The 12,160-nt window shown below is 66.0% G+C and carries 13 protein-coding genes; 5 read left to right on the forward strand and 8 right to left on the reverse strand.

Annotated elements, in window-relative coordinates:
- The first annotated feature begins 22 nt into the window (after positions 1–22).
- The 3 genes from ftsZ (at position 23) to PMI15_RS25065 (ending at position 2,621) form a co-directional block, all read left to right on the forward strand.
- Positions 23–1,252: a cell division protein FtsZ gene (gene ftsZ, locus PMI15_RS05365; RefSeq protein WP_007864800.1), complete on the forward strand. Its 1,230-nt coding sequence runs from the start codon at positions 23–25 to the stop codon at positions 1,250–1,252.
- Between the two features lie 244 nt (positions 1,253–1,496).
- Positions 1,497–2,420, forward strand: coding sequence for a UDP-3-O-acyl-N-acetylglucosamine deacetylase (lpxC, locus tag PMI15_RS05370; RefSeq protein ID WP_007864807.1), 924 nt, complete (start codon positions 1,497–1,499; stop codon positions 2,418–2,420).
- Positions 2,421–2,444: 24 nt separating this feature from the next.
- A complete protein-coding gene (locus PMI15_RS25065) occupies positions 2,445–2,621 on the forward strand; it encodes a hypothetical protein (protein WP_007864810.1) in 177 nt (58 codons plus the stop codon).
- Positions 2,622–2,630: 9 nt separating this feature from the next.
- On the opposite strand, the gene ruvC is transcribed toward PMI15_RS25065, so the two are convergent.
- From ruvC to PMI15_RS05410, 8 genes are all read right to left on the reverse strand, one after another.
- Positions 2,631–3,179, reverse strand: coding sequence for a crossover junction endodeoxyribonuclease RuvC (gene ruvC / locus PMI15_RS05375; RefSeq protein ID WP_007864813.1), 549 nt, complete (start codon positions 3,177–3,179; stop codon positions 2,631–2,633).
- A gap of 14 nt (positions 3,180–3,193) precedes the next feature.
- Positions 3,194–4,174 carry a phosphatidate cytidylyltransferase gene (locus PMI15_RS05380; protein ID WP_007864816.1) on the reverse strand — a complete coding sequence of 327 codons (981 nt, stop codon included), beginning with the start codon at positions 4,172–4,174 and terminating at the stop codon, positions 3,194–3,196.
- On the reverse strand, positions 4,174–4,806 hold the full coding sequence (locus PMI15_RS05385) for a 1-acyl-sn-glycerol-3-phosphate acyltransferase (protein ID WP_007864817.1): 633 nt from the start codon (positions 4,804–4,806) through the stop codon (positions 4,174–4,176). The genes PMI15_RS05380 and PMI15_RS05385 overlap by 1 nt, the downstream gene beginning before the upstream one ends.
- A 22-nt stretch (positions 4,807–4,828) precedes the next feature.
- Positions 4,829–5,578, reverse strand: coding sequence for a transglycosylase domain-containing protein (locus tag PMI15_RS05390; RefSeq protein WP_007864820.1), 750 nt, complete (start codon positions 5,576–5,578; stop codon positions 4,829–4,831).
- Positions 5,575–6,414, reverse strand: a complete 840-nt coding sequence (gene aroE / locus PMI15_RS05395; protein WP_007864822.1) for a shikimate dehydrogenase — start codon at positions 6,412–6,414, stop codon at positions 5,575–5,577. The genes PMI15_RS05390 and aroE overlap by 4 nt, the downstream gene beginning before the upstream one ends.
- Positions 6,415–6,421: 7 nt before the next feature.
- Positions 6,422–7,270, reverse strand: a complete 849-nt coding sequence (locus PMI15_RS05400; RefSeq protein ID WP_007864825.1) for a TonB family protein — start codon at positions 7,268–7,270, stop codon at positions 6,422–6,424.
- 37 nt (positions 7,271–7,307) lie between these two features.
- On the reverse strand, positions 7,308–9,368 hold the full coding sequence (locus PMI15_RS05405) for a ribonuclease catalytic domain-containing protein (protein ID WP_007864827.1): 2,061 nt from the start codon (positions 9,366–9,368) through the stop codon (positions 7,308–7,310).
- Between the two features lie 68 nt (positions 9,369–9,436).
- Positions 9,437–10,033: a YqiA/YcfP family alpha/beta fold hydrolase gene (locus tag PMI15_RS05410; RefSeq protein ID WP_007864829.1), complete on the reverse strand. Its 597-nt coding sequence runs from the start codon at positions 10,031–10,033 to the stop codon at positions 9,437–9,439.
- Positions 10,034–10,102: 69 nt separating this feature from the next.
- On the opposite strand from PMI15_RS05410, the gene rodA reads away from it, so the two are divergent.
- On the forward strand, positions 10,103–11,257 hold the full coding sequence (gene rodA / locus PMI15_RS05415; protein WP_007864831.1) for a rod shape-determining protein RodA: 1,155 nt from the start codon (positions 10,103–10,105) through the stop codon (positions 11,255–11,257).
- 13 nt (positions 11,258–11,270) lie between these two features.
- Complete coding sequence (locus PMI15_RS05420; RefSeq protein ID WP_238541077.1) at positions 11,271–12,152, forward strand: NAD(P)-dependent oxidoreductase; 882 nt, start codon at positions 11,271–11,273, stop codon at positions 12,150–12,152.
- Positions 12,153–12,160 lie beyond the last annotated feature (8 nt).

The raw sequence follows: 12,160 nt of genomic DNA on the forward strand, positions 1-12,160 counted from the left end.
TTTATTGATTAGGAGGCTCCCAATGAGCATCGAAATGATTGAAATCGAAGAATTCAACCAGGGCACACAGATCAAGGTGATCGGTGTGGGCGGCGGCGGCGGCAATGCCGTCGGGCACATGATCGAATGCGGCGTGCAAGGCGTCGAATTCATCTGCGCCAACACGGACGCGCAGGCGCTCAGCCGCGGCAGCGCGCACAAGACCATCCAGCTGGGCAGCAGCGGCCTGGGCGCGGGCAGCAAGCCCGACAAGGGCCGCGAAGCGGCCGAAGTGGCGGCGGATGACATTCGCAGCGCGATCGACGGCGCGCACATGCTGTTCATCACCGCCGGCATGGGCGGCGGCACGGGCACCGGCGCGGCGCCGGTGATCGCGCGCATCGCCAAGGAGATGGGCATCCTGACGGTCGGCGTGGTAACCAAGCCCTTCGAGTTCGAAGGCGGCCGCCGCATGACCAATGCCGACCTGGGCCTGGCCGAGCTCGAAGCCAATGTCGACTCGCTGATCGTGGTGCTCAACGAGAAGCTGCTCGAAGTGCTCGGCGACGACGTGACGCAGGACGAGGCTTTCGCGCATGCCAACGACGTGCTGAAAAACGCCGTGGGCGGCATTGCCGAAATCATCAACGTGCCCGGCCACGTGAACGTCGACTTCGAGGACGTGCGCACCGTGATGGGTGAGCCCGGCAAGGCCATGATGGGCACGGCCAAGGCCAACGGCCCTGATCGCGCGCGCATCGCCGCCGAGCAGGCCGTGGCCTGCCCGCTGCTCGAAGGCATCGACCTGTCCGGCGCCAAGGGCGTGCTGGTGCTGATCTCGGCGGCCAAGGGCTCGCTCAAGCTGAGCGAATCCAAGCTCGCGATGAACACCATCCGCGCTTACGCCTCGCCCGACGCGCACGTGATCTACGGCACGGCCTATGACGACGAACTGGGCGACGAGATTCGCGTGACCGTGGTCGCGACGGGTCTGTCGCGCCAGGGTGTGCGCCGCCATGCGCCGCCGTTGCAGGTGCTGCGTACCGGTACGGATAACGTGCCTTTCAACGTGCCTACGCTGAACACCACGGCCGGCGCCGGCGGCGCGACGCAGATGACGACGGGATCGGCCCAGCCCGATTACGGCAACATGGCTGTGCCTAGCGTGTGGCGTACGAATCGGACGCAGGCTGCGGCGAAGGTGGATGCTTTGGCATCGGGTGGGATGGACGACTTCGAGATCCCTGCCTTCCTCCGCAAACAAGCCGACTAATCGATGTAAAGCTACTGCGCGGGCCGATCTTGCGCTTGCGGTGCTTGCCGTACCTGGGTACGGCTCCGCTCCTCAGCGCAACCTCGACCCGCTCGCTACGCTTTCCATTCGATTAGTCTCGTTTGGGTAGTGGCGCGGGCGCTCGTCGCTGGGCTCGCCGGGCCGGGCCCAATGCACTCTCCCTATGCCCGGCATTGCTATCCCCTACCCTTGAAATGGCCTTGCGCCAACTAAAATAGACAGCATGCTTGCCCAAAGAACCCTTAAATCCCTGACCAAAGCCGTGGGCGTGGGCCTGCATAGCGGGCAGCGGGTGGAATTGACCTTGCGCCCCGCGGCGCCGGATACGGGCATTGTGTTTCGCCGCGTCGATCTGCCGCAGCCGGTGGACATTGCGATTTCGGCGCAGTCGGTGACGGATACGCGGCTGGCATCGACGATTTCCAGCGGCAGCGCCAAGGTGCACACGGTGGAGCATCTGATGTCGGCCTGCGCGGGCCTGGGCATTGACAACCTCTACGTCGACATCACGGCCGAAGAAGTGCCCATCCTGGATGGCTCGGCTTCGTCCTTTGTATTTTTGCTGCAGTCGGCCGGCATCGAGTTGCAGGCCGCGCCCAAGCGTTTTATCCGTGTGATCAAGCCGGTGGAAGTGCGCGAAGGCGAGGGCGCCAGCACCAAGTGGGCACGCCTGTCGCCTTATGAAGGCTACAAGCTCAGTTTTGAAATTGATTTCGACCACCCGGCGGTGGACTCCACCGGCCAGCGCGTGGAATTCGACATGGGCTCGGGCGCCTACTCGCGCGACATCGCGCGGGCCCGCACCTTCGGCTTCACCAAGGACGTGGAGATGATGCGCGCCAACGGCCTGGCCCTGGGCGGCGGGCTGGACAACGCCATCGTGATGGACGACTACAAGGTGCTCAACAGCGACGGCCTGCGCTACAACGACGAGTTCGTGAAGCACAAGATCCTCGACGCCATGGGCGACCTGTACCTGCTGGGCAAACCGCTGCTGGCCGCCTACAGCGCGTTCCGCTCCGGCCATGCGATGAACAACAAGCTGCTGCGCGAGCTGCTGGCGCACAAGGACGCCTACGAAGTTGTCACCTTTGAAGACGAGAAAAAAGCACCCCGGGGTTTCGCCACACTGGCGCGCGCCTGGTAGGGGCAGCACAGCCCGGGGCCGTCCATGCTGCTGTTCCGCTGGCTCATCCTGCTGTTCTTGCTGGCCGCCGTGGTGGCCTTCATGTTTTACGCGGGCACCGGGCAGGCGCGCTACAAGCGCTTCGGGCTCATCATCCTCAAGTGGACGCTGATTGCCGCTTTCGGTTTTTTCGCGGTGCTGGTGCTTGAGCGCATCGCGTAGCGCAACCCTTCAGCGGCTGCGCCCGCCGCGGTAATTTCCCGTCATCTTTGCGCCCGTGCCGCCGGCCTGGGCCAACCGGGCCATGGCGCTGCCCACATGGGCATGGGTGATGGCCAGGCCCAGCGCGTCGGCCGCGTCCTTGCCGGGCAGCGAAGGCAGCTTGAGCAGGCGCATCACCATTTCCTGCACCTCGGCCTTGCCGGCCTTGCCGTAGCCGGCCACGGCTTTCTTGAGCTGCAAGGCGGTGTATTCGGCCACGGACAATTCGCGCGAGACCAGTGCGGTGATGCAGGCGCCGCGCGCCTGGCCCAGCAGCAGGGTGGCCTGCGGGTTGACGTTGACAAAAATGATTTCGACCGAAGCCGCGTCGGGCTGGTAGCGCTCCACCACCTCGCACACGCCCTCGAACAGCACCTTGAGCCGGCCGGGCAGGTCGGCGCGCTCCAGGTGGGTGGTCTTGATGGTGCCGCTGGCCACGTATCGAAGCTGGGGCCCGTCCACGTCGACCACGCCGAAGCCGGAGGTCTGAAGGCCTGGGTCTATGCCTAGGATGCGCATGGCAACGGCCGGGCCTAGAGGCCGAAATACCAGCGGACCGAATGGAAGAAGATGGGCGCGCCGAAGCACAGCGCATCGACCCGGTCCAGCAGGCCGCTGGCGCCTGTCACACCCACGCCGCGTTTGCCCCAGTTGGGAATGCCGCGGTCGCGCTTGAGGGCTTTCATCACGAGGTGGCCCAGCGAGCCCGATACGCAGGCGATAAAGGCCATGGCCACGGCCTGGGCCGGCTTGAAGGGCGTGAGGCCCGCGAGCAGGCCGCCCAGCAGGCTGGCCGCCACGACGGCGATCAGCCAGCTGGTCCAGTTGAAGCTCTTGCTCACATTGGGCGCGCTGGGCGGGCGTTGCAGCCTGCGGCCGACCAGGTATTCCACGATCATGCAGCTTTGCACCACGAACACGAGGAAAAACACCAGGAAGGCGTTCTTGCCTTCATAGTTGGGAAACTTCAGCAGCATCAGGGCCGGCACGTGGCTGATGCCGTAGACGCAGACCATGATGCCCCACTGCAGCTTGGCGTTGCGCTCCAGGAAGCGCTGCGGGTCGTCGGCCAGCGCGCTGACCACCGGAATCGCCAGGAAGACGTAGACGGGGATGAACACGGTGACCAGGTCGAAACGCCGCGTGATGACCAGCGCGAACTGCACCGGCAGCACCACGAAGAAGGCCAGCACCAGGCTGCGGTGGTCGCCCTGGCGTGTGGGCGAGAGCGTGATGAACTCGCGCAGCGCGAAGAACGCGACCAGCCCGAACAGCACGGTGGCCACGGTCTCGCCCAGCGTCCAGCCTATCCAGAACACCGTGGACATCAGCCAGGAGGTACGCAGGACGCCGTTGAATTCCTTGAGCTTCTGGCTGTGCAGGTCGTCCTCATGGGTGTCCTTGAGCGACATCACGAAGGCGGCCACGCTGATGGCGGCCAGGATGCCGAAGACCAGCACGAACAGCAGGCCGACCTGCTGCGAGGGTGAGAGGTTGCGCAGAAAGGTATTCATCAGGAATCCCGCAGGTCCATCACGGCCTGGCGCGCGCGGGCCAGGAATTCGCCGCGGTCTTCACCATCGCCCAGGGCAATCGGCGCGCCGAAGGTGACCGAGCACAGGATGGGGACCGGCACGACCTCGCCCTTGGGCATGACGCGCTGCACGTTGTTGATCCAGGCCGGCACCAGCACCACGCCGGGGAACTTGAGCGCCAGGTTGTAGAGGCCGGCCTTGAATTTTTGCGGCTCCTCGTGGTTGCCGCGTGTGCCTTCCGGGAACAGGATGATGGAGTCGCCGTGGGCCAGTGCCTCGACCAGCGGCTCCAGCGGGTCCTGGTCGCCGGTCTTGGCGCGGTCCACATAAATTGCGTTGAACACCGCCGTGGTGATCCATTTCTTGAACGGGGTTTTGGTCCAGTAGTCCTTGGCCGCGATGGGCCGCGTGATGCTGCGCAGTTCTTCGGGCAGGGCGGCCCACATCAGCACCAGGTCGGCGTGGCTCTGGTGGTTGGCGAAATAGATGCGCTGCTCGGCCTTGGGCGGGCAGCCTTGCCAGCGCGCCTGCGCGCCGGTCAGCGTGCGGATCAGGCCCAGCAGGAACAGGCCCATGAGCTTGGCCAGCAGGGGAGAGAGCTTGTCGTTCATGGGCTGCTTGTCTTTGTGCGCCTCAAGGCAGTTCCACGCCGCCCATGCGGGCCGCGATGGTGCCGGCGCGCGAGGCCAGGTAGCCTGAGCCCGGCCGGGTTTCAAAGTACTTGGGCCGCGGCAGCATCACGGCCAGGCGCGCGGCCTCGTAGGCGCTCAGCCTGGCCGCGGGCTTGCGGTAGTAATGCTGGGCAGCCGCCTCGGCGCCGAAAATGCCCTCACCCCATTCCACGCTGTTGAGGTAGATCTCCAGGATGCGCTCCTTGCCCAGCAGCGCTTCCAGCAGCAGGGTCAGCACCAGCTCCTGGCCCTTGCGCAGCAGCGTGCGCTCGCCCGACAAAAACAGGTTTTTGGCCAGCTGCTGCGTGATGGTGGAGCCGCCCACGATCTTCACGGGTTTGGCTGGCGTGGCCGCCGCTTTGGCGGGCGCCAGCCGGCTGGCCGATTGCGCGGCGCGCTGTTCGGCCTTGGCATTTTTATCCCAGGCTTTTTCCAGCGCCTCCATGTCCACACCGTCGTGCTCGGCAAAGCTGGCGTCTTCGGAGGCGATGACCGCGCGCTTGAGGTTGTCGGGCAGCTCGCTGTAGGGCACCCATTGCTGCCGCCACTTCAGGGTGCCGGTATTGCGCGCGACCAGGTAGGCTTCCGAGCGCTGGAAGGCGGTGGACTCCGGGTCCACCACGACCATCACGGCGATGCGCGCCACAAAAAAAAGCTGCAAGGCCAGGCCGGCCAGCAGGCCCAGGCCGACCAGCCTGAGGAGAGCCTTCATGCCAGCAGAGCCCGCATTTCCCGCAGCACCTGCGCCGAGGGCGGACGCACCTTGCGCCACAGCTCGAAGGCCTCGGCGGCCTGCTCGACCAGCATGCCCAGGCCGTCGCGCGGCACGGCGCCGTTGTCGCGGGCCCAGGCCATGAAGCCGGCGGCGGCGGGGCCGTACATCATGTCGCAGGCCAGCGCGCCGGGCTTGAGTACACCGGCGGCGACCGGCACGCCGGCGCCGGCCAGGCTGCTCGCGCTGGCGTTGATGACCACGTCGAAACTGCCTTGCAAGTCCTGCAGATCTTCCGTGAGAAGTTCTGTTTTTTCGAGCAGGCCTTGCATCGAGGGATGCGCCTTGTGATGCGCCACCAGCGCGTCCGCCTTGGCCCGCGTGCGGTTGACCAGCACCAGCCGGCGCGGCGCGGCCGCCAGCAGCGGCGCCAGCGCACCGGCGCCCGCGCCGCCCGCGCCTATCAGCAGCACGTCGCGCCCGGCCAGCGAAACGCCGGCGTTGTTCTGGATATCGTTGACCAGGCCCACGCCGTCGGTGTTGTCGGCATGGACGGCGCTGCCCTGCAGCAGCAAGGTGTTGGCCGCCTGCGCCAGCTGCGCCCGGTCGCTGCGCGTGGTGGCGGCCTCAAAAGCATCAAGCTTGAAGGGCACGGTGACATTGCAGCCTTTGACGCCGTCCTGCAGCAGTTGCGCCAGGGTGGCTGCGAAGGATTCCATCGGCACCAGCAGGCGTTCATAGCGCAGGGACTGCCCGGTCAGCTCGGCAAAGCGGGCGTGGATCAGCGGCGACTTGCTGTGAGCGATCGGGTTGCCCAGGACGTAGTACTGATCCATGGGAACCCTAGCGGCTTGTGAGTTTGGTTTCCAGCGTGTCGTCGCGCGTGAACTTGAAGCGCGACACCACGACGATCTGGTCGGCCTTGCGGCGCATGGCTTCATTGAAGCGGCCGAAAGGCCCGGTGCCGCGCACAATGCTTTGGGCACGCCGGTCCAGCGTCAGGTTGCCCGAGGTCTGCACCACTTCCGTGTCCAGCACGGTGCCGTCGAAGTTCACGGTGACGATCATGGTGAGCTCGCCGTACAGTTTTTTGCCCGCCTGTTCGGGGAAGTTGACGGTGCCCCTGTCCTCGATTCTGCGGCGCAGTTCGTCGTAATAGACAGCGTAGACCTCTTCGCGCGTGGCCGGGCTGATGTAGCGCTTTTTGGGCCGCGCGTTTTCTTCGTTGATGCGGCGCTCGATCTCGGCCAGGATCTTGACCAGCGCCTTGCGTTTCTCCTCGCGCTCGGCCTGGGCCGGACTGTTGGCGGGCTGGGTCAGGTCGGGCGGCGGCATGGAGGCCAGCTGTTTCTTGATCTGCGCCAGCAGCTGGGTTTGCTGCTCCTGCAGCGACTCGACCTTGCGCTGCGCGTCTTCAGTGGCGTCGCCAAGCTCCATCAGGGCCGAAGGCGGCAGGGGCGAGGTGGCCCGGCCTTTTTCGGCCTCGCCGCCGCCGGCCAGCGAGGCTTGCGCGATCGCCTTGGCGAAATCGGGCTTTTCATTGGACTTGGCGTTGACCAGGATCACCTCCAGCGGGGTGTCCTGGAACACGCGGTTAAAGCGCTCGGGGTCGACAAAACGCACCGTCAGCAGCACCGCGTGCACGGCGATGGACACGCCCAGGGCGATTTGCAGTGTGCTGGGGGATTTCACAGAGGTAGATTATCGGGCTTTATGCGCGAAATCCGGGTCAACCAGCCACCGGAGCCGCGGCGGCGGCGTCGGTTTGTGGCTCATTGACATCGACCGCGATCGAGATCGGGCCGGCGGCCATCTCGGTCTCGCCGTCGTCCTCACCGAGCGGGTCCGGCGATTCGTCAAGTTCCACGTCCAGCCGCTCGGTGACCGTGCCCGACACGTCCAGCGTGATCTCGTCGATCTCACCCAGCCGCACGCGCACTTTCGCGCCGCGCGGCAGGCCCTGCGCGCCCACGGCCGCCAGCACCAGCGGCAGCTCGTCGGCGCGCACCAGGTTGTCCTTGAAGGCGGTGGCCGTCAGCTCGGTGATGCCGTTTTGCTGCAGGTATTTGAGGGTCCAGTAGCGCTCTATGCCGGCCTGGAAACCGTTGTAGGCGCTATAGGCGGCGTCAAAACCCGAGATGATGGAAAACAGCTCGGCATCCTTGGGTTTGAAGGGTGCGGCCAGCGCGGCCGTGCGGCCGTGGCGCGCGCAGGCGATGATCTGCCACTGGTTGACCAGGTCGGTGTAGCGGCGCAGCGGCGAGGTGCTCCAGGCATAACTCTTGACGCCTATGCCCGCATGCGGCAAGGCCTTGGTGCCCATGCGCACCTTCACGCCCGGCGCCAGGCTGGCCTGGCTGCGGTAGATGCCGGGCACGCCGTGCTCGGCCAGCCACTGGCCCCAGGTGCTGTTGGCCAGGATCATGGCCTCGGCCACGATCAGGTCCAGCGGCGCGCCGCGCTGGCGTGTGCTGATGCTGACGGCCTCGTCGCCTTGGGGTTCGCCGCCCGTGGGGTTGTCCAGGCGGAAGTTGTAGTCGGGCCGGTTGAAGTTCTCGGGCTTGCCGCGCACGATTTCGCGCTGCGCCTTCAGGTGTTTGGCCAGCCGGTGCAGGAACGTGAGCTCCACGCCCCATGGCACGCCGGTGGGCGGGCTGCTTTGCGCCGCTTCAAAAAAAGCTTCGGTAAAAGTGCTGTCCAGCATGTCGTGGCGCAGGTTGCTGGCGATGGGCACCTGTTCGAGCCGCGTGACGCTTTCCTTGATCTCCAGCGTGGCTTCGTCGAGGGTGAGGTAGAGCGACAGGGCCGGGCAGTTGCGGCCTTCCTGCAGCGTGTAGCTTTTGACGATCTCGTCGGGCAGCATGGTCAGCTTGTAGCCCGGCATGTAGACGGTGGACAGCCGCGCGCGGCCTACCGCGTCGATGGGGCTGCCGGGCAGCACGGCCAGGCCGGGCGCGGCGATGTGTATGCCCAGGGTGACAGTGCCGCTGCCCAGGCCCTGCACCGACAGCGCATCGTCGATCTCGGTGGTGGCCGAGTCGTCGATGGAGAAGGCCTTGACGTCGGCCAGCGGCAGCTCGTCCTTGACCTCGGGCGCCTGCAGCGCCGGAAAGCCCGTGCCCTTGGGAAAGTTCTCGAACAGGAAACGCTTCCAGTGGAACTGGTAGGGCGAGGCGATGGCGCCGGCTTTTTGCAGCAGGTCCAGCGGCGCGGTGTGCGTGGCGCGCGAGGCCTCGACCACGGCCTTGTACTCGGCGCTGTTTTTGTCGGGCTTGAACAGGATTTTGTAGAGCTGCTCGCGCACCGGTGCCGGGCATTCGCCGCGGCCGAGTTCTTCCGCCCAGGCGGTGATCTGCGCCGCCACCTGTTTTTTCTTCTCGATGGCGGCCAGCGCCTGCTGCAGGATGTCGGCGGGCGCCTTCTTGAAGCGGCCCTTGCCGGCGCGGCGGAAGTAGTGCGGCGCGTCGTAGAGACGGAACAGCGCGGCGGCTTGCTGCTCCAGCGTGGCGGGTTTGCCGTCGGCGCTGAAATAGTCGCGGGCCAGGTCGGCAAAGCCGAATTCGCCTTCACCGGCGAACTCCCAGGCCAGGTCCAGTTCGATGTCGGTGCTCAGTTTCTGCCCGGCGGCCATGAGTTCGGCGGGCGAGGGCTTCTCGAATTTCAGCAGGGCATTGACGCCCTTGACCTTCACGCGCTTGCCCGAGTCGAGCTCGACCTGCAGCGAGGCATCGCTTTCGGACAAAATGCGGCCGGCCAGAAACTTGCCGGCTTCTTCAAACAATACAAACAAAACGGGATCCCTTTGGTGTCTTTGATGACTTGCACCTAGTGTAATCAGCCCCCGTTCAGGGCCGGCGTTCAGGCCAGGGCGAGGAAATCGAGGATTTCGGGCACATGCGTGTCGAAGTCGCTCAGCGCGTGGTCGCCGCCTTCGAGGATGCGCAACCGGCTGCCCGCATAGCGGGCCGCCATTTCGCGCCAGTCCAGCACCTCGTCGCCCTTGGCGATGATGGCCAGGTAGTTTTCGGGCGCTTTCAGCGGCCCGGTGTGCTGGACTTTCAGCTCATCGACAAAACGCGGTTCAAAGAAAAAGTGCTGGTCCGGGTCGTGCCAGGTGGTTTGCTCGCCGATATAGCGGGCCAGGTCGCGCGCCGGCTCCACGGCCGGGTTGAGCAGCACGGCCTTGCAGCCCATGCGCTCGGCCACGGCGGTGGCGTAAAAACCGCCCAGCGAGGAGCCGACCACGGCCAGGCTTTGGTAGCCGGCTTGCCGTGGCCAGCCGGCGATTTCGTCCATGACCCCGCCCAGCGCAGCCTCGGGCGAAGGCGGCAACTGCGGGCACCACCAGTGGACGGCGGGATGGCGCTGCCGCACGATGGCCGCCATTTTCTGGGCCTTCATGGACTGCGGCGAAGAGCGAAAGCCGTGCAGGTAGAGCAGGTGGGTGGTGCGCATGCCGCCATGGTAGACGGGAGCCCACGGTCTTTGGCTCCGGGCCGCGGGCCCTGGCGGATAATCCCCGGCATGGCTGCCGTTTTCGACAAACCCTCTCTTTACCAGCGAACTTTGCCCCTGCTGCAGGGTTTTGACGGCCTGCTGGCGTTTGCCGTCTTCCTGCTGGCCTGCGCGGGCCTCTTGATCATGTACTCCTCCGGCTACGACCACGGCAGCCGCTTTGTCGACCACGGCCGCAACATGCTGATCGCCGGGGCCATCATGTTCGTGGTGGCGCAGGTGCCGCCTCAGCGCCTGATGGCCTTTGCCGTGCCGCTCTACATCGTGGGCGTGACCCTGCTGGTGGCCGTCGCGGTGTTCGGCGTGACCAAAAAAGGCGCCAGGCGCTGGCTCAACGTGGGCGTGGTGATACAGCCCAGCGAAATCCTCAAGATCGCCATGCCGCTGATGCTGGCCTGGTGGTTCCAGAAGCGCGAGGGCCAGCTGCGCCCGCTGGACTTCGTGGCCGCCGTGCTGCTGCTGGCCATGCCGGTGGGCCTGATCATGAAGCAGCCCGACCTGGGCACCTCGCTGCTGGTGCTGGCGGCCGGCCTGGCGGTGATTTTTTTCGCGGGCCTGAGCTGGAAGCTGATCCTGCCGCCGGTGCTGCTGGGCCTGGTCGGCGTGTTCCTGGTGGTCTGGTTCGAACCGCAGATTTGCGCCGACGGCGTGCGCTGGCCCATATTGCACGACTACCAGCAGCAGCGCATCTGCACCTTGCTGGACCCGTCGCGCGACCCGCTGGGCAAGGGCTTTCACATCATCCAGGGCATGATCGCGATCGGCTCGGGCGGCATCACCGGCAAGGGCTTCATGGCCGGCACGCAGACCCACCTGGAGTTCATTCCCGAGCGCACCACCGACTTCATCTTCGCCGCCTATTCCGAGGAGTTCGGCCTGCTGGGCAACCTGCTGCTGATCGCCGGTTTCATCTTCCTGATCCTGCGCGGGCTGGCCATCGCGCTGGAGGCCTCGACCCTGTTCGCGCGCCTGCTGGCGGGGGCCCTGACCATGATTTTTTTCACCTATGCCTTCGTCAACATGGGCATGGTCAGCGGCATCCTGCCGGTGGTGGGCGTACCCCTGCCTTTTATCAGCTACGGCGGCACCGCCATGGTGACCCTGGGCCTGGCCATAGGCATGCTGATGTCCATCGCCAAGGCCAAGCGCCTGGTGCAGTCCTGAAGAGGCCGGGTTCTTGAACGCCCGCATGGTGACCGTGATCGGCGTGGGCAATATGGGCGGCGGCATGGCGGCCAACCTGCTGGCCAAGGGCTGGGATGTCCAGGTCTGCGACATCGACGCCGCCAAGGTCGCGGCCATGGTGCAAGGGGGCGCGACGGCGATTGCCAGTCCCGCGGACGCCGCGGCGGACTCCCAGGCTTTTATCGTCTGCGTGGTCGACGCAGCGCAAACCGAAGACGTGCTGTTTGGCGGGCGGGGCCTGGTCCGCATGCTGCGGCCCGGCCATGCCGTGATGCTGTGCCCGACCATCGCGCCGCAGGACGTCGAATCCTTCGCCGCCCGGCTGGCCGAACGCGGCGTGCACACATTGGACGCCCCCATGTCGGGCGGCCCGGCCCGGGCGCGCGACGGTTCCATGAGCCTGATGCTGGCCTGCACCGGCGAGGTGTATGCCCGGCAGGCCGGCTTGCTAAGGGACTTGTCGGCCAAGGTGTTTCACATCAGCGAAAAACCCGGTGACGGCGCCCGCACCAAGCTGGTCAACAACCTGCTGGCGGGCATCAACCTGGTGGGTGCGGCCGAGGCGCTGGCCCTGGCCGGGCGCCTGGGGCTGGATCTGGCGAAAACCCTGGATGTGATCGAGCAGTCCAGCGGGCAGAGTTGGATAGGCTCGGACCGCATGCGCCGCGCGATTGCCGGCGACTACGCGCCGCGCGCGCATGTGACGCTGCTCGAAAAAGACACGCGGCTGGCCGTGGCGGCGGCCCGCGCGGCCGGATTTGAAGGCCCGCTGGGCGAACGCGCCAGCCGGGTCTTTGCCGAGGCCCATCTGGCCGGGCTGGCGGCCGAGGACGATGCCGCGCTGTTCAAGCATCTGGACAGCAAGGGCGGCTAGGCGGGTTT

This window comes from Polaromonas sp. CF318 (assembly GCF_000282655.1).
Taxonomy (GTDB): Bacteria; Pseudomonadota; Gammaproteobacteria; order Burkholderiales; family Burkholderiaceae_C; genus Polaromonas.